This window comes from Dactylosporangium sp. CA-139066 (assembly GCF_050936175.1).
Lineage (GTDB): Bacteria > Actinomycetota > Actinomycetes > Mycobacteriales > Micromonosporaceae > Dactylosporangium.
On the sequence record NZ_JBNJNH010000001.1, the window covers coordinates 8,728,039 to 8,749,694 of the forward strand.

Annotated in this window: 21 protein-coding genes; 9 read left to right on the forward strand and 12 right to left on the reverse strand. The window is 72.2% G+C overall.

All coding sequences use genetic code 11. From position 1 onward, the window contains the following. Nucleotides 1-49: 49 nt before the first annotated feature. Entirely contained in the window at nucleotides 50-1,582 is a 1,533-nt protein-coding gene (locus tag ACQEVU_RS39945) for a PucR family transcriptional regulator (protein ID WP_433333099.1), read from the reverse strand. A 304-nt stretch (nucleotides 1,583-1,886) separates the two neighbouring features. Between ACQEVU_RS39945 and ACQEVU_RS39950 the strand changes: the two genes are divergently transcribed. The 4 genes from ACQEVU_RS39950 to ACQEVU_RS39965 all read left to right on the forward strand — a co-directional run bounded on the left by ACQEVU_RS39950 (nucleotide 1,887) and on the right by ACQEVU_RS39965 (nucleotide 6,408). Further along, nucleotides 1,887-3,935 (forward strand): acyltransferase family protein, encoded by a 2,049-nt coding sequence (locus ACQEVU_RS39950; protein WP_433333101.1) that lies wholly within the window; start codon nucleotides 1,887-1,889, stop codon nucleotides 3,933-3,935. 129 nt (nucleotides 3,936-4,064) lie between these two features. Beyond that, on the forward strand, nucleotides 4,065-4,415 hold the full coding sequence (locus ACQEVU_RS39955; RefSeq protein WP_433333103.1) for a PadR family transcriptional regulator: 351 nt from the start codon (nucleotides 4,065-4,067) through the stop codon (nucleotides 4,413-4,415). A gap of 65 nt (nucleotides 4,416-4,480) precedes the next feature. Next, complete coding sequence (locus ACQEVU_RS39960) at nucleotides 4,481-5,485, forward strand: hypothetical protein (protein WP_433333105.1); 1,005 nt, start codon at nucleotides 4,481-4,483, stop codon at nucleotides 5,483-5,485. Between the two features lie 122 nt (nucleotides 5,486-5,607). Further along, a complete protein-coding gene (locus ACQEVU_RS39965; protein ID WP_433335264.1) occupies nucleotides 5,608-6,408 on the forward strand; it encodes a TrmH family RNA methyltransferase in 801 nt (266 codons plus the stop codon). Nucleotides 6,409-6,557: 149 nt separating this feature from the next. On the opposite strand, the gene ACQEVU_RS39970 is transcribed toward ACQEVU_RS39965, so the two are convergent. Beyond that, on the reverse strand, nucleotides 6,558-7,679 hold the full coding sequence (locus tag ACQEVU_RS39970) for an SPFH domain-containing protein (RefSeq protein ID WP_433333107.1): 1,122 nt from the start codon (nucleotides 7,677-7,679) through the stop codon (nucleotides 6,558-6,560). A 5-nt stretch (nucleotides 7,680-7,684) separates the two neighbouring features. After that, complete coding sequence (locus tag ACQEVU_RS39975) at nucleotides 7,685-8,119, reverse strand: NfeD family protein (RefSeq protein WP_433333109.1); 435 nt, start codon at nucleotides 8,117-8,119, stop codon at nucleotides 7,685-7,687. 140 nt (nucleotides 8,120-8,259) lie between these two features. Here ACQEVU_RS39975 and ACQEVU_RS39980 point away from each other — a divergent pair, with 140 nt between their 5' ends. Next, nucleotides 8,260-9,573: a serine hydrolase domain-containing protein gene (locus ACQEVU_RS39980; RefSeq protein ID WP_433333111.1), complete on the forward strand. Its 1,314-nt coding sequence runs from the start codon at nucleotides 8,260-8,262 to the stop codon at nucleotides 9,571-9,573. 594 nt (nucleotides 9,574-10,167) lie between these two features. Here the strand turns inward: ACQEVU_RS39980 and ACQEVU_RS39985 are convergent. After that, the gene (locus ACQEVU_RS39985) at nucleotides 10,168-10,971 is read right to left on the reverse strand and encodes a DUF3097 domain-containing protein (protein ID WP_433333113.1); all 804 of its coding nucleotides are present in this window, start codon (nucleotides 10,969-10,971) and stop codon (nucleotides 10,168-10,170) included. Between the two features lie 75 nt (nucleotides 10,972-11,046). On the opposite strand from ACQEVU_RS39985, the gene ACQEVU_RS39990 reads away from it, so the two are divergent. After that, nucleotides 11,047-11,829, forward strand: coding sequence for a hypothetical protein (locus tag ACQEVU_RS39990; RefSeq protein ID WP_433333115.1), 783 nt, complete (start codon nucleotides 11,047-11,049; stop codon nucleotides 11,827-11,829). A gap of 50 nt (nucleotides 11,830-11,879) precedes the next feature. Here ACQEVU_RS39990 and ACQEVU_RS39995 read toward each other — a convergent pair whose 3' ends face one another. From ACQEVU_RS39995 to ACQEVU_RS40025, 7 genes are all read right to left on the reverse strand, one after another. Then, nucleotides 11,880-12,659, reverse strand: a complete 780-nt coding sequence (locus ACQEVU_RS39995; RefSeq protein ID WP_433333117.1) for an HAD-IIA family hydrolase — start codon at nucleotides 12,657-12,659, stop codon at nucleotides 11,880-11,882. A 32-nt stretch (nucleotides 12,660-12,691) separates the two neighbouring features. Then, nucleotides 12,692-13,714, reverse strand: coding sequence for a ferrochelatase (locus tag ACQEVU_RS40000; protein WP_433333119.1), 1,023 nt, complete (start codon nucleotides 13,712-13,714; stop codon nucleotides 12,692-12,694). Nucleotides 13,715-13,734: 20 nt separating this feature from the next. Beyond that, on the reverse strand, nucleotides 13,735-14,508 hold the full coding sequence (fabI, locus tag ACQEVU_RS40005; protein WP_433333121.1) for an enoyl-ACP reductase FabI: 774 nt from the start codon (nucleotides 14,506-14,508) through the stop codon (nucleotides 13,735-13,737). A gap of 37 nt (nucleotides 14,509-14,545) precedes the next feature. Further along, complete coding sequence (fabG, locus tag ACQEVU_RS40010; RefSeq protein ID WP_433333123.1) at nucleotides 14,546-15,250, reverse strand: 3-oxoacyl-[acyl-carrier-protein] reductase; 705 nt, start codon at nucleotides 15,248-15,250, stop codon at nucleotides 14,546-14,548. Between the two features lie 414 nt (nucleotides 15,251-15,664). Next, nucleotides 15,665-16,615, reverse strand: a complete 951-nt coding sequence (locus ACQEVU_RS40015; protein WP_433333125.1) for a VWA domain-containing protein — start codon at nucleotides 16,613-16,615, stop codon at nucleotides 15,665-15,667. Continuing rightward, nucleotides 16,612-17,475, reverse strand: coding sequence for a DUF58 domain-containing protein (locus ACQEVU_RS40020; protein WP_433335266.1), 864 nt, complete (start codon nucleotides 17,473-17,475; stop codon nucleotides 16,612-16,614). Before ACQEVU_RS40020 ends, ACQEVU_RS40015 begins: the two co-directional genes overlap by 4 nt. Nucleotides 17,476-17,531: 56 nt before the next feature. Next, nucleotides 17,532-18,617 carry an AAA family ATPase gene (locus ACQEVU_RS40025; protein WP_433333127.1) on the reverse strand — a complete coding sequence of 362 codons (1,086 nt, stop codon included), beginning with the start codon at nucleotides 18,615-18,617 and terminating at the stop codon, nucleotides 17,532-17,534. A gap of 258 nt (nucleotides 18,618-18,875) precedes the next feature. On the opposite strand from ACQEVU_RS40025, the gene ACQEVU_RS40030 reads away from it, so the two are divergent. From ACQEVU_RS40030 to ACQEVU_RS40040, 3 genes are read left to right on the forward strand one after another with little or no spacing between them, the layout of a single operon-like run. Beyond that, entirely contained in the window at nucleotides 18,876-19,085 is a 210-nt protein-coding gene (locus tag ACQEVU_RS40030; RefSeq protein WP_433333129.1) for a hypothetical protein, read from the forward strand. After that, a complete protein-coding gene (locus tag ACQEVU_RS40035; RefSeq protein WP_433333131.1) occupies nucleotides 19,082-19,585 on the forward strand; it encodes a PH domain-containing protein in 504 nt (167 codons plus the stop codon). The genes ACQEVU_RS40030 and ACQEVU_RS40035 overlap by 4 nt, the downstream gene beginning before the upstream one ends. Then, nucleotides 19,582-20,925, forward strand: a complete 1,344-nt coding sequence (locus tag ACQEVU_RS40040) for a PH domain-containing protein (protein ID WP_433333133.1) — start codon at nucleotides 19,582-19,584, stop codon at nucleotides 20,923-20,925. Before ACQEVU_RS40035 ends, ACQEVU_RS40040 begins: the two co-directional genes overlap by 4 nt. Here ACQEVU_RS40040 and ACQEVU_RS40045 read toward each other — a convergent pair. Beyond that, nucleotides 20,876-21,625: an SIR2 family NAD-dependent protein deacylase gene (locus ACQEVU_RS40045; RefSeq protein WP_433333135.1), complete on the reverse strand. Its 750-nt coding sequence runs from the start codon at nucleotides 21,623-21,625 to the stop codon at nucleotides 20,876-20,878. The two genes, ACQEVU_RS40040 and ACQEVU_RS40045, sit on opposite strands and share 50 nt — an antisense overlap. Nucleotides 21,626-21,656 lie beyond the last annotated feature (31 nt).

Below are 21,656 nucleotides of genomic sequence, written 5' to 3' on the forward strand. Positions count from 1 at the left end.
GCGCACGGCTGCAGGTCTTGAGGGCTTCCCCGGCTGAAGCACACACAGCTCAGCTGCGCAGCGCGTCCAGGGCGAGCAGCGCAACGTGCAGCGACAGGCACGCCGGGACCGCATCCAGGTCGACGCCCAGGATCTTGCGGATCTTCGCCAGGCGCTCGTAGAAGGCCGGCCGCGACAGATGGCTGTGCTCCGCCGCGGCCGACTTGTTGCGGCCGCACTCCAGGTACACCCGCAGCACGCCCAGCAGCTGCTCGCGCGGGTGGTGGGCGTCGTAGGCGAGCAGCGGGCCCAGCTCGCGCTCCACGAACGTCTGCAGGCGGGGCTCGTCGCGCAGCATGTGCAGCAGGCCGGCCAGGCCCACGTCGGTGAGGCGGACGATGCCGGTGACGGGGTGGCGTACCGCGTCGGCCACCTGCGCGGCCTCGACCAGCGACCGCCGGGCCTCGCGCGGCGACGACACGCCCTCGCCGGCCGCGATGACGACCGATTTGTCCGACCGCTGCAGGCGGGCCGCGAACTGGCGCAGCGCCTCCGGCTCGTCCGACTTGTCGCGCAGCGCCAGCAGCACGGCGGCGCTCGACGGGTCCAGCGTGCCGACCAGGCCCTTGACCGACATCTCCGACAACGCCCGCTCGGCGGCCTGGGACAGCGGCGGCCGGATCACCAGACCGATCAAATGCCTCCGATCCAGCGGTACGCCCAGAGCCCGCGCCCGCAGCGTCACCTCCTCGACCGGCATCGTGTGGTTGAGCAGGGCGTGCAGCAGGGTGCGGTGCGGGCCCTCGGGGTCGGGGTCGATGAGGCGGCCGAGCGCCAGGGTCGACGCCGCCCGCTCGATCAGGATCACGTACCGCGGGTCGGCCGACGGCACCCGCATGAGCAGCCGGCCCCAGTCCTGCCCGCGCGCGCCGACGGCGGTGACCAGCCAGCCCGAGGCGGCGTCGTGCGCGGTGCGCCCGGCCGGGCGGATCGCCCGCGAGTGCGCCTCCCAGCTGGCCAGCAGCAGCTCGGCCGAGCCGCCCGCCGCGTCGTACGCCAGCACCTGCCGCGACAGGTTCTCCAGCACCACGGGCGCGCCGGCCAGGGCCGCGGCCTGGGCGACGACCTCGGCCGGGCCGGCGCCCTCGACGGACAGGTCGGTGAAGCGCTGGTGGATCTCCTCGGTCGCCCGCAGCTCGGCCAGCTGGGCGTCGATGATCATCGAGTGCACGGCCTCGGTGATGGCCACGAACGGGGTGCCGCGGTGCAGCTCGACCAGCGGGAAGCCGAGCTCGTCGGCGGTGCGGACCATGACGGCGGGCAGGCGCTGGGCGTACCGGCGGCCCATCTCCACGGCCAGCCCGCACGCGCCGACCTCGGCCAGGTCGGCGATGTAGCGGCGCAGGCCGGCCTCGTCCGGCGGCAGGCCGATGCCGGTGGTGAGCACCAGCTCCCCGCCACGCAGCAGGGTGGCGATGTCGGGCACCTCGGAGCTGTGCACCCAGCGCACCGCCTGGTCGAGGCCGCACTCGCCCGCCACGACTCGCGGGGCGCCGTTGCGCACCGGCTCCAGGGCGAGCACCTCGCGCACGGTCGGGAACATCAGCGCGGATGCTACAACGCCCGAGGCAGAATCGACCGGCGCTGAACGCGGAGACCCTCAGCGACCCCGATGGCGATCATGACGCAAGTCACGGCAACCGCACACAATGCGCAGCGAGGACATTGCTGTACAACGAGACCTTCGCACCATGTTTGCCTCACTCGATCGCAATACCGATAAGCGCGACTATCGGCGTGCACGCAAAACGGACGAAGATCCACATGTCCGTTTCCCGCCTTGGAAACAGGCCAACGGGACTCGTAAGATCCGGCCGCTCCAGTTGCATTCACGGAAGAGGCCGGTCGTGGCGAGCAGCAAGGCTGGGGGCTGGGGCTACCTGCCCGCCCTGGACGGCGTGCGTGCCCTTTCCGTGCTCGCCGTCCTGGTGTTTCATGCCAATCCGGACTGGTTACCGGGTGGATTTCTCGGCGTGGACGCATTCTTCGTGCTGTCCGGTTTTCTCATCACCGGACTCCTGCTGACTGAATTGCGCACCACCGGCCGGATTGCGCTTGCGGCGTTCTGGGGGCGCCGGGCCCGGCGGCTGTTGCCGGCGCTGCTCGTCGTGCTCGTGACCGTCGTCGTGATCTCGCGGATGCTGCTGACCCCGTCGGAGGTCAGCGCCCTGCGGTGGGACGCCATCGCCGCACTGATGTACGTCGCGAACTGGCGCATGATCTTCCGGGGCGGCGACTGCTTCGCCGCCACCGCACCCCCGTCGCCGCTGCAGCACACCTGGTCCCTCGGCATCGAGGAGCAGTTCTACGTCGTCTGGCCCCTGCTGGTACTGCTCGCGCTGCTCATGCCGAAACCCCGCACCGCGCTGCTGTGGGTGTCCGGCATCGGCATTGTCGTGTCCGGGGTGCTGTGCGCCTGGGTGTACTCCCCCGACGCCGACCCCGGCCGCGCGTACTACGGCACCGACACCCGCGCCGGCGCACTGCTGCTGGGCTGCTGGCTCGCCGCCCTGTTCAACGGCCGTAGCCGACCCCACCAACCGCAACCCGGCCGGCGGCCCAAACTCCCGCAGCCCAGCCGGCTGCTGTCCGCCGCCGCCGCGGTCGCCGCCGCCGCCCTCGTGGCGATGTGGGCTACCGTGCACGGCACCGACACCTGGCTGTACCGCGGCGGGCTCACCGGCCTCGCCGCCGCCGTCGCCGTCGCCGTCCTCCTGGCCTACCTCGTCGCCACCCCCGGCGGCTGGGGCACCCGGCTGCTCAGCCTGCCCCCACTGCCCTGGATCGGCCGCATCTCCTACGGCCTGTACCTGTGGCACTGGCCCCTGCTGCAATGGCTCACCGGCGAACGCACCGGCCTCACCGGCATCCCCCTGTTCGTCCTGCGTGTGGTCGTCTCACTCGCGGTGACGGTCGCCTGCTACTACGCCATCGAAACCCCACTGCGGAAGCTGTTCACCCCCCGCCCCGCCGCCAACCGCAGCCGGCCGGCGAAGACCGCATCGTGGCGCAGCCTCGCCCCGGTCACCTCCCTCGTCCTGGCCGGCGTCGCCGCCCTCGCCGTCGGCATCACCGCCGAACCCACCGCCGCCGCCGAAGCCGCCCAGGCCTCCGACGACGCACCCCTCGTCCAAGCCGAAGCGGCCAACGACCCCAGCGGCGCCCCCGCCCCGGCCGCCGCGGCCGGAGCGCCGATGACCCGGCCCGGCCGCAAACCCGGCGCCAACCCGCGGATCGCGTTCTTCGGCGACTCCGTCGCCTGGACCGTCGGCTCCTACCTCCCCCCACACCCCGGCCTGTCCGTGGCCAACCGCGCCATCCAGGGCTGCGGCATCGCCCGCCTGCCCGACATCCGCTACATCGGCACCGCGCACACGAACTACCCCGGCTGCGACCAGTGGGACGCAAAATGGCGCGCCACCATCCCCGGCGACGACCCGGACGTGTCCGTCATCCTGCTCAACCGCTGGGAACTCATGGACCGCCGCCTGGGCGGCTCCTACCAGCACGTCGGCGACCCCGCGTTCAACGCCTACCTCACCAAGGAACTCAACACCGCCATCGACATCGCCGGCAGCAACGGCGCCCGCGTCGTACTCCTGCGCGCCGCCTACACCCACCGCGCCGAACGCCCCGACGGCGGCCTCTGGCCCGAAGACACCCCCGAACGCGTCAACGCCTGGAACACCCTCCTCGCCACTGTCGCCGCCGGCCACCCCAAACACCCGAAGATCCTCGACCTCAACAAGGTCGTCTGCCCCGGCGGCGCCTTCACCTGGACCGTCAACGGCATCAAAGTCCGCAGCGACGGCCTGCACTTCACCCCCGAAGGCGTCAAACAGGTCATCGCCCCCTGGCTGCTGCCGCAACTGAAGACCCTCGCCACCTCCGCCTGACCGCGAGACAGGTTTTGTAAGAATCGCGCGTGTTCGGTGACCGCCGGCGCCGGCCTGGCCTCGTCCCGCGGCGCTCGCCGGCTGGTGGCGAGGTTCCGTTATACCTTCGCAGCCGATATATTGGGCCGCGTGGAATCCCCGCTGCGTGAACCCACATTTTTGATGCTCACCGCCCTGGCAGGCGAGCCGATGCACGGCTACGGCCTGATCGCCGAGGTGGCCCGGCTGTCCGACGGCCGCATCTCGCTGCGGCCCGGCACGCTGTACGGCGCACTGGACCGGCTGGTCGACGCGGGCCTGGTTGGCGTCGATCACGAGGAGATCGTCGAAGGCCGGCTACGCCGCTACTACCGGCTCACCGAGCCGGGCCTCGAGGTGCTGGCCGCCGAGACCGAACGTATGCGCCGCAACGTCAAGGCGGCAACCGCCCGGCTGCGCGCCGTCAAGGGCGCGCCCCGCCTGAGCCGAGGACTCGCATGACCCCGCCGCAGAGCCGTCCGGACCGTCGAGGCCGTCCGGAAGCGCATGGCCACGGACGCCCGGCGATGACCGAGCTCGAACGGCGCTATGCGCGCTGGATGGCGCTGTTCTATCCGGCCGACGACCGGCGCAAGCGTGGCTCGGAACTGGTGGACACCTACCTGGCCCTGGCCGCGCCCGGCCGCCGGAGACCCTCACCCGCCGACATCGCCGACCTCGCGGCCGGTGGGCTGCGCCGGCGCCTGCGGACCGCGCCCGGCCTCGGCTTCGGGCTCGCCGGCCTGCTCGCGCTGACGACCACCAGCGCGTTCGCGAGCTGGTGGGCGGTCCTCGAGGTGCTGGCATCCAGAGCGGCGCCCCGGCCTACGCAGATCGAGCCGTTCCTGTCCCTAGGGGTGGCGGCGTGGGCGCTGTGGTTGCTGGCCGCCGTCGTGCACGCCGTCGCTCCCGGCCGGTGGTTTCGCCGCGCGGCGGTCCTCGCCGTGCTGGTCACCGCGGGCGTCCTGCCGGCCGCGGTGCTGACCGGAATCTTCCGCCCACCGCTGAGCGTGCTGCTGCCCCAGGTCGTGCTCGGTGTCGTCGCGCTCGGCGCCTCCGCACGGTACCGCTGGTGGGTCCGGCTGGCGCCGCTCGCCGCCGCGGCGTTGACCGTGCCGGTTGCCGTGGCCACCGAACCGCGCCTGGGCTTCAACGGCGACTACTACCCGTCCGCCGTAGTGGCATTGCCGGCCGCCGCGGTGACGTTGCTCATCGGCGCGACGCTGCTCGCGCTCGGCCTGGCCGCCCGCCACGACTCCCGCGGTGTCTGGGCGCTGCTGATCCTGCTCACGCCGATCGGCATACTCGCCCTGAACCCGATCGGTGCGATGCTCGACAACGCCGGCCCGGGCCGGCCGATCGTTCCGGAATGGTCATCCATGGCCGCCGCGGGGGTACTGGTCGCCGTCGTAGGACCGGCACTGCTGCTCCTGGCCCTCGCCGCAACGGGCCGGCGCTCGGCCGGCGGCCGGTCACTGCCCGTCGAGGCGACCCATTGCCCGACCTGCGGCGCCCCGTCAAACTCCGCGTAGTCCACGAAACGCGAGGACGCTCGTGCCGCGATGGTCGTTCGCAAGCCAGGCAGACGCCGGGCGGTGCCGTCCCGGCTCGAAGGAACGACACACCGCAGGGCAGAATCACACCGGTGCAGCACGTGGAACACATCTCCGATGGGAACGACGAGCGGATCGCCGACTACCGGGCGCTGACCGACGTCGAGTTGCGCACCCGATGGGAGCCGCCGAACGGGCTGTTCATCGCCGAAGGTGAACTCGTCCTCCGGCGCGCCCTGCGGGCCGGGTACCGGCTGCGGTCCGTGCTGATCGACGCCAAACGCGTCAGCCAACTCGCCGATCTGCCGCTCGCCGAGGCGCCGGTGTACGCCGCGGACCAGGCAACGCTCGAGGCGATCACCGGCTTCCACGTGCACCGAGGCGTCCTCGCCTCGTTCCACCGCAAGCCCGAGCGCACCGCCGGCAGCATTCTCGAGTCCGCTCGGCGGATCGCCATATTGGAAGACCTGAACAACCATACGAATCTCGGTGCAGTGTTCAGAAGTGCCGCGGCCCTCGGCATGGACGCCGTCCTGCTGTCACCGTCATGCGCCGACCCGCTCTATCGCCGCAGCGTCCGGGTCAGTATGGGCGAGGTCTTCGCCGTACCCTACGCTCGACTGTCACCGTGGCCGGACGCACTCGACCAGGTCCGTCAGGCCGGCTTCGCGCTCCTTGCGCTCACTCCATCCGCCGACGCGCTGCCGATCCAGCGGTTGTCAGCGGACCAGCGCACGCGGTCAGCTCTGATGCTCGGCGCCGAGGGGCCGGGCCTCAGCAACAAGGCACTGCAGGCCAGCGACACTCCCGTCGTCATCCCGATGCACCGCGGCGTCGACTCGCTCAACGTCGCCAACGCGGCCGCCGTGGCGTTCTGGGAGCTCAACCGCGACAGGTCGTAAGGCTGCGAACGATCGCGCTCCCGGGCCGGCTCGGCCAACCTGCCCGGCGCCACCGCCGCCGACGGAACGGCCGCCGGTGGGCCCTGCAGGCCGGCACCGGCGGCGGTTCCGTCGTGGCGGTCGTCGGCTCCCGAGGGGCCGCGGGCGCCTCAGCCGTGGTCGCGGTCCGGCTCGGCGGCGATGTCGTACGCCGAGGCGGGCAGCCCCGCCGAACCGCCCAGCTGGCGGGTCGACGAGTCGCCGGAGACCTGGGCGGCGGCCGCCGCGGCCTCCGCGTTGGCCGCGGCCGCCGCCTCCTCGGCCGCCCGCCGGGCCTCGAGGACCTCCTCGGACTCGGCCTCCTCCAGGGAGCTGGAGTCCACGTGGCGGCTGCGCTCGGCGTTGGTCATCTGCCCGATGCCGCCGAGCGCGCCGCCGATGCCCTCGAGGGCCTTGGTCAGCTCGACCGGCAGGATCCACAGCTTGTTGGACTGGCCGGCGGCGATCTGCGGCAGCGACTGCAGGTACTGGTACGCCATGACCTTGTTGTCCGGGTTGGCCAGGTGGATCGAGTCGACGACGGTGCGGATGGCCTTCGCCTGGCCCTCTGCCGTCAGGATGCGCGACTGGCGTTCGCCCTCGGCCCGCAGTACCGCCGCCTGCTTCTCACCCTCGGCGGTGAGGATCTGCGACTGCTTGAGGCCCTCGGCGTGCAGGATCGCCGCGCGCCGGTCCCGCTCGGCGCGCATCTGCTTCTCCATCGAGTCGCGGATGCTCGGCGGCGGCTCGATCGCCTTGATCTCGACGCGGGTCACCTTGATGCCCCAGCGCCCGGTCGTCTCGTCCAGCACGCCGGACAGGTGGCGGTTGATCTCGTCGCGGCTGGTGAGCGCCTTCTCCAGGTCGAGCGAGCCGATCACGTTACGCAGCGTGGTCACCGTCAGCTGCTCGATGGCCTGCAGGTAGGAGAAGATCTCGTAGGTTGCCCGGACCGAGTCGACGACCTTGAAGTACAGCACCGTGTCGATCGACACGACGAGGTTGTCCGAGGTGATCACGGGCTGGGGCGGGAAGTTGACCACCGCCTCGCGCTTGTCCACCTTGTTGCGGACCGAGTCGATGAACGGCACCAGGATGTTCAGCCCCGGCGTCAGCGTCCGGCTGTACTTCCCGAGCCGCTCGACCACGTACTCGACCTGCTGCGGCACCACCTTCACCGACTTGACCACCGTGATGATGCCGATCAGGGCGACGGCGATCACCAGCACGGCCAGGAACGCAGTTGGATCCACTTGGCTCAGTCCTTCCACACCATTGCGGTAGCACCCTTGATCTCGATCACCCGGACCCGCTCGCCCGCCTCGAAGCGCTGGGTCGTGTCGTAGGGCCGGGCCCGCCAGAGCTCGCCCTCGATCTTGACCATCCCGCTGTCGTTGTCAACGTCCTCGAGCACGAGCGCCATCGAGCCCTCGATGGCCTCGACACCCATCTGGGTGTCGCGTTCGTCGCGATACATGTAGCGGCGCAGCGTCGGGCGGACCGCCACGAACGACAGCGCGCTCACGACGGCGAAGACCGCGGCCTGGATCGGCTCGTTGGCGCCCAGGGCGGCGGCCCCGGCGGCGGCGAACGCGCCGATCGCGAACATCAGCAGCACGAAGGTGGTCGTAAAGACCTCCGCCGCGACGAGAGCGGCGCCGACGATCAACCAGACGATCAGCCAGACATCCACGCTTCGATCGTGTCACGCCGATGCACGTACTGCCGCCCCCGGCGAGCGTTGTCGCAGGATCTTCTTGTTTCCCCGCCACCGTCGCCGGTGGTGCACAGTTGGGCCATCCAGAGTGCCGCGACGTCGGAAGGCGATCCCCCGTGCCCCTCCTCCCCGAAACCGTCTCCCGCATCGACGAGCTGGTGGCCACCGCCCACGCCGGCGCCCGGGTGCCGACGCTGGTGGCGGGCGTGGTCCGCGACGGCGCGCCGGCCCACGTCGCCGCGGCCGGGCCGTACCTGGCCGGACAGCAGTTCCGGATCGGCTCGATCACCAAGACCATGACCGCCGCCCTCGTACTCGCCCTGCGCGACGAGGGCCGACTGGCGCTCGACGACCTGCTGTACCGCCACCTGCCCGGCACCCCGGTCGGCGCCGTGACCCTTCGCCAGCTGCTCGGCCACGCCGGCGGCGTCCAGCGCGAGCCGGACGGCGACTGGTGGGAGCGCAGCGCCGGCCCGGACGTGGAGACGTTCCTGTCCACCCTGACCGCGGACAAGGTGGCGTACCCGCCCCTGCACGGCTTCCACTACTCCAACCTCGCCTACGGCCTGCTGGGCGCCGTCGTGGCCCGCATCGGCGGCGAGGACTGGCGCGAGCTGGCCGCCAAGCGCCTGCTGCGCCCCCTCGGCCTGGACCGCACCACGTACGACGCGACGGAGCCCTTCGCGCGCGGCTACGTCATGCACCCGTGGCTCGACGAGATGCGCGAGGAGCCCCGCCTGGACGCCGGCGCCATGGCCCCCGCCGGCCAGCTCTGGTCGACGGTGGAGGACCTGTCGCGCTGGGCGGCGTTCCTGGCCGACCCGGACCCGGCGGTACTCGCCCCCGCCACCGTCGGGGAGATGTGCGCCCCCGTCGTGCTCAGCGACCTGGAGAGCTGGCGCTCGGGCCACGGGCTGGGCCTGCAGCTGTGGCGCCGCGGCGAGCGCGTGTTCGTCGGCCACTCGGGCTCCATGCCCGGCTACCTGGCCGTCCTGGCCGTGCACCGGGCGTCCGGCACGGCCGTCGTGGCCTACGCGAACGCGTACACGATGCAGTACCCCGGCGGCCTGAGCGGTTTCGGCCTGGACCTGCTGGAGTCGGTCCTGGAGCGCGAGCCGGCCCGCCCGGCCCCGTGGCGCCCCGGCACCCCGCCGCCGGCGTCGGTCGCCCCGCTGACCGGCCGCTGGTGGTGGATGGGCCGCGAGTACGAGGCGAGCTGGACCGACGACGCCCTGGTCGTCACCCCGCTGTCGAAGGGCGACACGCCGTGGCGCTTCGAGCCGGACGGCCCGGCTCCGGACCGGTGGCGGGGCCGCTCGGGCGAGAACGACGGCGAGATCCTGCAGGTGCGCCGCTCGCCGGCGGGCGAGGTGGTCGCGCTGGACATCGCCACGTTCGTCTTCACCCGGGACCCGTGGCCATCGCTGTAGCGCTCGCCGCCCACTTGCGCTTTTCCGACAAGTCGGGCGCTGGCGCGCCACGACTTGTCGGATTTATGCCCCGGCAGGCGATAAATCGAGGTCCAGCACGTTCGCTCCACGATCATGGCGATGCCCGATTTGTCCACGCGGAATCGCATGATCGCGGAGAGAAGACGTCCTCGAGATCCGCACGGCACCCGGCGGCGAGGGCGGCATGGGTGCACTCGACCTGAAGCGCGCCTCGAGCGCTCCCGCGCGATGGCCGGGCCTGCGCGATGGCCAGGCCCGCGCGATGGCCGGGCCCGACAGACCCGCACCGATCCGACAACAGGCCGGTCCGACAACAGGCCGGCTGAGCACACTCCCCCGCGGCGACGGCCGACCTGGCACGCGATGGGCCATTTGGCCGCAGGCGCCGGTCCGCGGCAAGCCGACCGAGACGCCGGCGGCACTGGATCGAATTGCGGCCAAGATCAGCGGTCCAGACCTCCCTAATCACCCGTTGCCGGATTTTTCGCCTGTCAGGCGAAAAATCCGACAAGTCGTGGCACGGAGTGCCCGACTTGTCGGGAAAACGCCGGGCCGCCGGCGAAGACGGGCCGATCACACGTCGTCGTCCGGCTCCGTCACGAAGTCGATCAGGCGTTCCATCGAGTTGATCAGGGGCGTCTCCACGTCACGGAAGGACGACACCGACGACAGGATCCGCCGCCACATGTCCGACGGGTCCGGCACGCCCAGGGCGGCGCACACCCCTTCCTTCCACGGCCGGCCCGGCGGCACCACCGGCCAGGCCGCGATGCCCACCGCGGCCGGCTTCACCGCCTGCCACACGTCGACGTACGGGTGGCCGGTCACGAGCACGTACGGCGACTGGATCGAGGACACGATCCGGCTCTCCTTCGACCCCGCAACGAGGTGGTCGACCAGCACGCCGAGGCGCGCGACCGGGCCCGGCGAGAACTCGGCGACCGCGGCCCGCAGCTCGTCGATGCCGTCCAGCGGCTCCACCACCACGCCCTCGACGCGCAGGTCGTCGCCCCAGATGCGCTCGACCAGGGCGGCGTCGTGGATGCCCTCGACCCAGATCCGGCTGCGGCGGGCCACGCGGGCGGGCACGCCCGGCACCGCGACCGAGCCGGACGCCGTCATTTTCCGCTGTGGTACGCGTTGTGGCGCCGGGCGGACCAGGGTGACCGGGGCGCCGTCGAGGAGGAACGCGGCCGGCTCCAGAGGGAAGTTGCGGCGCTTGCCGTGGCGGTCCTCCAGGATCACGGCGCCGAACTCGAAGCCGACCACGGCCCCGCAGAAGCCCGAGTCGGCGTCCTCGACCACCAGGTCGATCTCGGCCTCGACCACCGGCACGGCGCGCCGGCGCCGCCAGTCGTTGTTCGCCAGGACGTCCATGGGCGGCAAGCGTATCGGCTGACGGCCTCATCGCCTGCGAGACATACCGGCACGTCAGCACGTACCCTTGCTCCCATGTCCCCCGCAGCACGCGCGGCGACCCTCCAGGCGCGCCGCTCGGCGCGTTTCGTGGCATGGGTCCGGGCGTGGCGCGCCGGCCTGGTGCCGTGCGACGACGCCGCCGCCGAGATCTCCGGCGACGAGGAGCACATGGTCTCCGACGTCCCCGGCACGTGGACCGACGTGTCGCTCGCCGACGCCCTGCCGTCGCTGTCGAAGCTGCACCCCGACGAGGTACGCCTGGTGCTGCCCGCCCCGGGTGACCCCCGCGGCCTGCCGGGGCCGGGGCCGTTCACCGGCGCCGCGCTTTTGGCCGGCGAGGGGGTCATCGCGGGCAACCTCGGGTTCGTGCCGGAGGTGCGGCTGCACACGTCCGGGTCGGGCGACGAGTTCGAGACGGTGCGCTGGCAGGTGTTCGCGCTGCCCGAGGACCGGCCGCAGGGGCACGAGCCGAGCACGGCCGAGGCCGAGGCCGAGCTGTCGGCGGAGCTGGCCACGGCCACGCGGACCCTGGCCAAGCTCGACATCGCCCAGTGGCGGCCGGAGCTGGCGGGGGCGATCGAGGCGATCCGCAAGCCCGACGGGGCGACCGACCTCCCGCCCGGGTACGACCCGCGGGCCCGCCGGCTGTACGCGCGGGCCAGCGTCCTGGACCGGGTCCTCGCCCTCGCCGAGCACGCGGCGCCCGGCGGGGCGGTCAACGGCTACGAGGTCCAGCAGCGCGACGCGGCCCTGAGGCCACTGACGACCGCCTGCCGCCGGGCACTCGTGGCCGCCTGCAACGCCCCGATGCTGTAAAACGCAACTGGCGCTGACACCAAGCCCCGACGTGCGCGGCCCCAGGGGTCTTACACCTCGTCGATGAGGTGGGCCACCGACGGGATGATGCGGGACGGGCGATAGGGGTAGCGCTCCACGTCGGCGGCCGTGCTGATGCCGCTGAGCACCAGGATCGTCTCCAGGCCGGCCTCCAGGCCGCACAGGACGTCGGTGTCCATGCGGTCGCCTATCATCGCCGTGGTCTCCGAGTGGGCGTCGATGCTGTTCAGCGCCGAGCGCATCATCATCGGGTTCGGCTTGCCGATGAAGTACGGCTCGATGCCCGTCGCCTTCGAGATGAGCGCGGCCACGGCGCCGCAGGCCGGCAGGGCGCCCTCGTTGGACGGGCCGGTCGCGTCCGGGTTGGTGCAGATGAACCGGGCGCCGTCGTTGATCAGGCGGATCGCCGCGGTGATGGCCTCGAAGCTGTACGTGCGGGTCTCCCCCAGCACGACGTAGTCGGGCTCGGTGTCGGTGAGGATGTACCCGACCTCGTGCATCGCCGTGGTCAGGCCGGCCTCGCCGATGACGTAGGCGGTGCCGCCGGGGCGCTGGGTGTTGAGGAACTCGGCCGTCGCCAGCGCCGAGGTCCAGATCGCGGACTCGGGCACGTCGAAGCCGATGCGGCGCAGCCGGGCCTGCAGGTCGCGCGCCGTGTAGATGGAGTTGTTGGTCAGGATCAGGAACGGCTTGCCGGACGAGCGCAGCCGGTTGACGAACTCCGGTGCGCCGGGCACGGGCTCGCCCTCGTGCACGAGGACCCCGTCCATGTCGGTGAGCCAGGACTCGATGGGCTTGCGTTCTCTCACGCGCAACATACTCCCTCAGAAACGTTTCGAGCCTATGCGCGTTTTGGTGACGCGCAGCAGTCGGCGGGGCAGGAATCCCAGGTCGGGACGGTGCCGAGCGCGTGACGCACATTACTGTGAGCGAGAACGCGCTCCCCGACCAGCTGTCGGATCATGTCCACGAAGCGCGGGTCGGTGCCCGGGGTGGCGGCCCGGACGTAGGCCAGGCCGAGGCGGGCGGCGGTGGCGCGGGCCTCCTCGTCGAGGTCCCAGATCACCTCGAGGTGGTCGGAGATGAAGCCGATCGGGCTCACCACCACCTCGGTCACGCCCGCGGCCGCGAGGGCCTCGAGGTGGTCGTTGATGTCGGGCTCCAGCCACGGCACCTGCGGCGGGCCGGAGCGGCTCTGCCACACCAGGTCCCACTCGAGCTCCGGGGCGGCCTCGGCGGCGACCAGGGCGGCCGTCTCGCGCAGCTGGGCCTCGTAGCGGCCTGGCCCACCCTGCGAGCCGGCACCGCCGGGGCCGCTGGCCGCGTTCATCGCGGTGGGGATCGAGTGGGCGGTGAAGACCAGGCGGGCCTTCATCCGCGACGGCAGGGCGCCCAGCGCGGTGTGCACGGCGTCGGCGTGGGGCGCGATGTAGCCGGGGTGGTCGTGGTAGTGGCGGATCTTGTCGATGGGGGGCGCGCCGGGGACCTCGGCGCGGGCGCGCTCGATGTCGTCGAGGTACTGCCGGCAGGAGGAGTACGACCCGAACGGGCTCGTCACGAAGGCGAGCGCCCGCTGTACACCGTCGTCGCGCATCTGCCGGACGGTGTCGGCGAGCATCGGGTGCCAGTTGCGGTTGCCCCAGTAGATCGGCAGGTCCAGCTGGGGTCGCAGCGCCTCGATCAGGGCCCGGCACTGGGCGTTGATCGGCGACACGCCGCCGAAGTGCCGGTAGTGCCCGGCGACGGCCTCCAGGCGCTCGCGGGGGATGCCCCGGCCGCGGGTCACGTTCTCCAGGAAGGGCAGGACGTCGTCCTGCCCCTCCGGGCCGCCGAACGAAAGCAGGAGGAACGCGTCATAAGCCACGTCCCTCATTCTGCGCCTGCCTACTGCGACGCGCCCACGGCGTGGTACCCGCCGTCGACGTGGACGATCTCGCCGGTGGTGGCCGGGAACCAGTCCGACATGAGCGCGCAGCAGGCCTTGGCCGCCGCCGCCTGGTCGTAGAGGTCCCAGCCGAGCGGCGCGATCTTGGCCCACGAGTCCTCGAACACCGCGAAGCCGGGGATCGACTTGGCCGCCATCGTGCGCAGCGGGCCGGCGGCGACGAGGTTGACCCGGATGCCGCGCGGGCCGAGCTCGCGGGCCAGGTAGCGCGACGTCGACTCGAGGCCGGCCTTGGCCACGCCCATCCAGTCGTACACCGGGTAGGCCCGCGACGCGTCGAAGTCCATGCCCACGATCGAGCCGCCGGCCCCCATCAGCGGCAGGCAGGCCACCGCGAGGGACTTGAACGAGAAGGTCGACACGTGCACCGCGGTCGCCACGTCCTCCCACGGCGCGGCCAGGAAGTCGCCGCCGAGGCAGGTCGCCGGGGCGAAGGCGATCGAGTGCAGCACGCCGTCGATGCCGTCGACGTGCTCGCGCACCTTGTCGGCGAGCGATTCGAGGTGCTCGTTGTTGGTGACGTCGAGCTCGATGACCGGGGCCTCCTGCGGCAGGCGCTTAGCGATGCGCTCCACCAGCGACAGGCGGCCGAAGCCGGTGAGCACGACCTGGGCGCCCTGCTCCTGGGCGAGCTTCGCCGCGGCGAAGGCGATCGACTGGTCGGTGATGATCCCGGTGATCAGCAGCCGCTTGCCCTCGAGAAGTCCAGCCATGGGAATCGTGCGTCTCCTCATTCTTCGTGGCCAATTCTTAGTGGCCCATGCCGAGGCCGCCGTCGACGGGGATGACGGCGCCGGTGATGTAGGCCGCGGCGTCGCCGGCGAGGAACGTGACCACGTCGGCGACCTCCTCGGGCTTGGCCATCCGGCCGAGCGGGATGTTCTTCTTGTACTCCGCCTGGGTCGCCTCCGGAAGCACCGCCGTCATGTCGGTCTCGATGAACCCGGGCGCGACGACGTTGGCGGTGATGTTGCGGCTGCCCAGCTCGCGCGTGATCGAGCGGGCCATGCCGACCAGGCCGGCCTTGCTGGCGGCGTAGTTGACCTGGCCGGGGCTGCCGTAGAGGCCCACGACCGACGAGATGAAGATGATCCGGCCCCAGCGGGCCCGCAGCATCTTGCTCGCGGCGCGCTTGGCGCAGCGGAACGAGCCCGTGAGGTTGGTGTCCAGCACCTCGGTGAACTGCTCCTCGCTCATGCGCAGCAGCAGCGTGTCCTGGGTGATGCCGGCGTTGGCGACGAGCACCTCGACGGGGCCGAGCGCGTTTTCGACCTCGGTGAAGGCGGCGTCCACGGCGGCACTGTCGGTGATGTCACACTGCACGCCGAACAGCCCTTCGGGGGCGCCGGAGCCGCGGTGCGTCACCGCCACCCGGTCGCCCTGCTTGGCGAACGCCTGCGCGATCGCCAGTCCGATGCCCCGGTTGCCGCCGGTGACCAGCACGGTCCTCGCCACGGGTGCCGCCTCTCGTGAATGTCGGGAAAACAACAAGCATGGTAGGGCCCGGTGGGCCGGGCGGCTGATGCCGGGCGGGGTACGGGGCAGTACGATATTGAGGTTTGGAAGTCCGGCCGCACGAGAGGCCGGGCCCGTCTCGCTGCCGGCCGGCACGGCAGTCGCTCCCTGGAGGTGAGTCGCTGTGCGAAGTAGCGATCCCTCCAGTCGTGGCCGGTAGTTCCAGAAGATCACCCGCCACGGCTTCTCGCGTGTCTGTTCTCTCTTCCCGTTGAGACAACACCCGTTGGGAGCACGTCGTGAGCCGATACCTCGCGCCCATTGGCTTTTTCCTGGCCGCCATGTGGGTCGCCACGCTCTTCTTCCTGGTCGGCGCGCACTAGCGTTCGCGCGCGCCGACCGGCAGCATCCCGCCTAGGGCAGCCGCGAGCCCCACAGCAGGCTCAGCGCGCCCGCGCACAGGGCGAGCAGGAAGCCGAAGCCCAGGTACCACTGGGTGATCTCGCGCGGCTTCGTGCGGTAGCCGATCGAGCTGCCCATGTCCGAGTAGACCCGCTTCAGCTCTTCCTTGCTGGCGGCCTCGTAGAAGTACCCCTTGGTGACCTCCGCCACCTTCTGCAGCGACTGGCGGTCGACCGGCACCCGCTGCGGCGTGTTGCCGATGCGCACCACGCCCTCGTCGGTGCCGAACGCGATCGTCGAGACCGGCACGTTGGCCGCCGTGGCGGCCGCCGACGCGTCCTCCAGCGAGCGGCCCGCGGTGCGGAACCCGTCGGACAGCAGCACGATCCGGGCCGGCGGCGGCCCGGCGGCGCCGTCGGCGGGCACCGTGCGGATCGCGTCGAGACTGGTGAACACCGCCTCGCCGGTCGCCGTCGACTCCTGCAGCGTCAGGCCCTCGATGGCCTGCATGATCGAGGTGCGCTCCTTCGTCGGCGACACCAGCACGCTCGCGGTCTTGGCGAACGAGACCAGGCCCACGTTGAAGCTCGCCGGCAGCTGGCGCACGAAGTCCTCGGCGGCCGACTTCGCCGCGTCGATGCGCGTCGGCGCCACATCGGTGGCCTGCATCGACAGCGACACGTCGATCGCCAGCATGATCGTGGCCCGCTCGAGCGGCTCCTTCGTGTCCACCGACGGGCGGGTCAGGCCGAAGGCCAGCACGAGCAGGCTGAGCATGAACGCGACCGCGCCGACGTGCTTGCGCAGGCCGATCCCCTTGGGCACCAGGCTGGAGAGCAGGTCGACGTTGGTGAAGCGCACCGCGAACGCTCGCCGGTGCATCTGCCGCCACACGTAGATGCCGATGACCGCGGCGACCGGCAGGAGCGCGAGCAGCCACCACGGTTGGAGCAGACGGATCATCGGGTCGTACCTCGAGTTCGGGCGTGTCGCTGGGCCGCGACGAACCGGACGATGTCCAGGAGCCAGTCGGAGTCGGTGCGCAGCCGCAGATGGGCCGCGTTGGCGCCGCGCAGTGCCGAGGCTATCTCGGCGCGCTGGGCCGCGGCCGCGTGGGCGTAGCGGTGGCGCAGCTTCGGGTCGGCGGTCTGCACCTCGTGCATGCGGCCCGTCTCCGGGTCCACGAGCGCGATCACGCCGACGTCGGGCAACTCGAGCTCGCGGGGGTCGACGATCTCGACGGCGAGCAGGTCGTGGCGCACGCCGAGCTTGCGCAGCGGGCGGGCCCACTGCTGCGGCGGCGTCATGAAGTCGGAGATGACCACGGCCAGGCCGCGCCGGCGCGGGGGCCGGTTGAGCATGTCGATGAGCGCGCCGAGGTCGGCGCGGCCGGGCCGGCCCCGGGTGAGCGCGATCGCCCGCAGCAGGCCCTGGGCGTCCTTGCGGCCCGGGCGCGCCGGGTGGCGGGTGGTGCTGTCCGCCGTACCGACGACGGCTCCGATGCGGTTGCCGCCGCGCACGGTGAGGTGCGCCACGGCGGCCGCGGCGGCGATCGCCAGGTCGCGCTTGAGGTAGCGGGCCGTGCCGAAGTCCAGGCTGGCGCTGAGGTCGACGGCCAGCCACGTCTCCAGCTCGCGGTCGGCGACGGTCTGGCGCACGTGCGGCAGGGTCGTGCGGGCCGTCACCGGCCAGTCCATGCGGCGCACGTCGTCGCCCGGCCGGTACTCCCGCGACTCGCCCGCCTCGGTCCCCGGCCCCGGCAGCAGGCCCAGGTAGTCGCCCTGCAGCAGCCCGTCGAGCTTGCGGGTGACGAGCAGCTGCATGCGGTTGAGGACGACCTCGGCGCGCGCGTCGTCCAGCCCGGTGCCGCTCTGGATCTTCACCGCCCCGGCCACGTGGTGATGGTGGTGGTGCCCCCGGGCGGGGGCCCGGCCGGCGCGGTCGTGGCCTGCTGGCGGGGCGCGACCGTGGGCGGCGGCACCGCGGCGAGGACCCGGCGCACCACGTCGTCGGCCGGGATGTCGTCGGCGAGCGCGTCGTAGGACAGCACCAGGCGATGGCGCAGGATGTCGGGCGCGATGTCCTGCACGTCCTGCGGCAGCGCGTAGTCCCGGCCGCGCAGCAGCGCCAGGGCGCGCGAGGCCCGCACGATGCCCAGCGAGGCGCGGGGGCTGGCACCGTACTGGATGAGGTGCGCCATGTCGGACAGGCCGTGCTCGGCCGGGGCGCGGGTGGCGACCACCAGCCGCACCGCGTAGTCCACGAGCGCGTTGTGCACGAAGACGTCGTCGGCCTTGTCCTGCAGCGCCATGAGCTCCGCCGTGGTGAGCACGGCGACCGGCTCCGGCGTCTTGACGCTGACCCGGTAGACGATCTCGCGCTCCTCGGCGTCGGTGGGGTACCCCACCTGGATCTTCATGAGGAACCGGTCGCGCTGGGCCTCGGGCAGCGGGTAGACGCCCTCCTGCTCGATCGGGTTCTGCGTCGCCATGACCAGGAACGGCCGCGGCACCTCGTAGGTCTCGCCGCCGATGGACACCTGCTGCTCGGCCATGACCTCCAGCAGCGCCGACTGCACCTTCGCCGGCGCGCGGTTGATCTCGTCGGCGAGCAGGAAGTTGACGAACACCGGGCCGAGCTCGACGTCGAACTTCTCGCTGGACTGCCGGTAGATGCGGGTGCCGACGATGTCGGCCGGGACCAGGTCCGGGGTGAACTGGATGCGGGAGAACGTGCCGCCGACGACCCGGGCCAGGGTCTCCACGGCCAGCGTCTTCGCGACGCCGGGCACGCCCTCGAGCAGCACGTGCCCGCGGCACAGCAGCGACACGAACATCCGCTCGATCATGCGGTCCTGGCCGACGATGACCCGCTTGACCTCGAAGAGCGCCCGTTCCAGGACGGTCGCGTCCTGAGCGGGGGTCGAGACAGGGTTGCTCGGCTGGGTCACCGGTCCTCCACGCAAATCGCCGACAGTTGCAACCTAGCGTCGCACGTTGCGGCGAGCGGCCGCATCCGACGCTGCTGAGAGCCTACTGGGAGTTCGCACACGGCGACCTTGGACTGACATTTCGGATATGTGGCTATCGATTCTGGGGGGATTTCCGTCACCAGGTCACCTTCACGACTGGACATCACCCGTGGTTCGGCGGGTACGATTCACCCGTCGCCGGGCGGCTTCCCCCGTGGCCGCCCGGCGCTCACTCTCTTGCACACTGTTGGCGTGGACGCGCTCATCTGCTCCGCCAAGGGGTGCCGAGCTCCGGCCGTCTGGCAGCTGCTGTGGAACAACCCGAAGATCCACACGCCGGACCGCCGCAAGACGTGGCTGGCCTGCGACGACCACCGCGAGTCGCTGTCGCGGTTCCTGGACGCGCGCGGGTTCCTGCGGGACACCGTGCCGATCGATGATCGGGATAGGCTCGACGAGTGAACGCTCCGGTCGCACCCGACCCGTTGCGCCCCTGGCCGGACACCGTCGAATGGCGGCCCGTGTCGCCGCGGTACTTCATCGTCCGCCTCGTCGTCCTCGCCGCCTGGGTCCTCGTCGTCGCGATCGGCTGCATCGTCACCGGCGTGCTGTGGTCCGCCTGGTTCCTGGCCGCCGCGGCCGCCGTGCTGGCCGCCGGGGCCGTGCGGGCGGTGTTCATGCGCCGGTCCATCCGCGCCTGGGGCTACGCCGAGCGGGCCGAGGACCTGCTGGTCCGCCACGGGCTGCTGATCCGGCGGCTGTCCATCGTGCCGTACGCCCGGATGCAGTTCGTCGACGTCACCGCCGGCCCGATCGAGCGCGCCGCCGGCCTCGCCACGGTCACCCTGCACACCGCCGCCGCGGCCAGCGACGCCACCGTCCCCGGCCTCGAGGCGGCCGAGGCGACCCGGCTGCGCGACCGGCTCTCCGCCCTGGGCGAGATCCGCGAAGAGGGACTGTGACCGGGCCGCTGAGCCTGCCCCGGCGGCGTCTGCACCCGCTGACGCCGCTGGTGCGCGGGGCCAAGCTCGTGGCGCTGGCCGCCGTCGCCGTCTCCTGGCGCGGCCTGTCCGACCTCGGCCTCGGGCACTGGCTCATGGCGATGGCGGCGATCCTCATCCTGGCCGTCGTCGTGTCGGCCGTGCTGTGGGCGGTCACCGGCTACGAGGTGGTCGGGCGCGAGCTGCGCGTCCACGAGGGGCTGGTGTCGCGGCGCGTGCGGGCCATCCCGCTGGACCGCGTGCAGGCCATCGACGTCGTGCGGCCCGCCCTGGCCCGCGTCTTCGGCCTGGCCGAGCTGCGCCTGGAGGTCATCGGGGGCGGGAAGGCGGAGGCGCCGCTGGCCTACCTCACCGTGGCCGGCGCCACCGCGCTGCGCGCCTCCCTGCTCGGCCTCGCCAGCACCGGCGCGCCGCCCGCCGAGCGCCCGCTCTTCATGGTCGACAACCGCCGGCTGGTCCTCGCCCAGCTGCTCACCCCGCAGGTCGTCGCCGTGCCCGTCGGGGCCGCGTTCGTCATCTGGCCCGCCCTCGTCCATCCCGACTGGACCCTCATCGGCGCGGCCAGCACCATCACCGCGTTCCTCGGCGTGTTCCAGGTGCCGGTCCGGCGGATGCTCGACGAGTGGGACTTCCGCATCGCCGCCGACGCCACCGCGCTGCGGCTGCGCCAGGGCCTGCTCAACAAGCGCAGCCAGTCGATACCGCCCCGCCGCGTCCAGGGCGTGAAGCTCACCTGGCCGCTGCTGTGGCGCCTCACCGGCTGGGCCCGGGCCCGCATCGACGTGGCCGGATACGGCGGCGACGGCGAGGAGCAGCTGCGCGCCGGCACGCTCGTCCCGGTCGCCGGCACCGGGCAGACCGTCGCGGTGGCGGCCGTGGTCCTCGGGGCCGCCGTCGACCCCCGCGAGGCCCCGCCGCCGATCGACGCCGCCGCGCTGGCCGTCAGCGGCCCGCCCCGGCGCGCCCGCTGGCTCGCCCCGCTGGCCTGGTCGCGCATCGGCGTCGCCGTCACCGGCGACATCGTCGCCGTCACCGACGGCGTGCTCACCCGCGAGCTCGTCGCCGTGCCCCTCGCCCGCGTGCAGAGCGTCCGCGTCACCCAGGGCCCGCTGCAGCGCCTGCTGCGGCTGGCCACCGTCACCGTCGACACGGCCGGCGGCCTGCAGGCCGTCGCCCGGCTGCGCGACGCCGCCGACGCCTACGCCCTCGCCGGCGAGCTGGCCACCCGCTCCCGGTCCGCCCGGCACGCGTTCACCGCGCGGCAGCGCTCGCGCACAAGGCCGGCAGCACCGTCCCGATAGGCTCGCGGATGATCTCGTCGGCGATCACGTCGAACGGGGTCTCGGCGTCGTTGATGATCACGATCTTGGCGCCGTGCGTCGCCGCGACGCCGACCAGGCCGGCGGCCGGGTTGACGGTCAGCGACGTGCCGACGGCCACCATCGTGCGGCAGGCCATGGCGGCCTCCGCGGCCGCTTCGAGGGTCGCCATGTTCATCCGCTGGCCGAACGAGATCGTCGCCGACTTGAGCAGCCCGCCGCAGCCGCGGCAGTCCGGGTCCGCCTCCCCCGCCTCGACGCGGTCGAGGGTCTCGCGCATCGGCCCGCGCGCGCCGCACGACAGGCACTCGGTCTCGTGGATCGTCCCGTGGATCTCGATCACCCGGGCCGGGTCGAGGCCGGCCCGCTGGTGCAGCCCGTCGATGTTCTGCGTCACCACGGTGGTGAGCCACCCGCCCGCGGCGAGGTCGGCGAGCGCCCGGTGCGCGGCGTTCGGCACCGCCGTCCAGGCCGGGTGGTGCAGGCGCTCCTGCCACGCGCGGCGCCGCACCTCGGGGTCGGCGACGTAGTGCTCGATCGAGGACAGCTTCATCGCCTCCGGGTCGCGGGTCCACACGCCCTGCGGCCCGCGGAAGTCCGGGATCCCCGAGTCGGTGGAGATGCCCGCCCCGGTCAGTGCGACGACGGAACCCTCGGCGATCCATGCGGCGGCGTCATGCATGCCGACAGCCTAGGGTCACTAGGCTTGGGGG

Bases quoted from the DNA above. Each gene is read 5' to 3' on its own strand.
- fabI (WP_433333121.1), bottom strand. From the start codon at position 14,508: ATGGCTGGACTTCTCGAGGGCAAGCGGCTGCTGATCACCGGGATCATC.
- ACQEVU_RS40045 (WP_433333135.1), bottom strand. From the start codon at position 21,625: ATGCATGACGCCGCCGCATGGATCGCCGAGGGTTCCGTCGTCGCACTG.
- ACQEVU_RS40015 (WP_433333125.1), bottom strand. From the start codon at position 16,615: ATGATCCGTCTGCTCCAACCGTGGTGGCTGCTCGCGCTCCTGCCGGTC.
- ACQEVU_RS39985 (WP_433333113.1), bottom strand. From the start codon at position 10,971: ATGGACGTCCTGGCGAACAACGACTGGCGGCGCCGGCGCGCCGTGCCG.
- ACQEVU_RS39945 (WP_433333099.1), bottom strand. From the start codon at position 1,582: ATGTTCCCGACCGTGCGCGAGGTGCTCGCCCTGGAGCCGGTGCGCAAC.
- ACQEVU_RS40020 (WP_433335266.1), bottom strand. From the start codon at position 17,475: ATGCAGCTGCTCGTCACCCGCAAGCTCGACGGGCTGCTGCAGGGCGAC.
- ACQEVU_RS39990 (WP_433333115.1), top strand. From the start codon at position 11,047: ATGTCCCCCGCAGCACGCGCGGCGACCCTCCAGGCGCGCCGCTCGGCG.
- ACQEVU_RS39960 (WP_433333105.1), top strand. From the start codon at position 4,481: ATGACCGAGCTCGAACGGCGCTATGCGCGCTGGATGGCGCTGTTCTAT.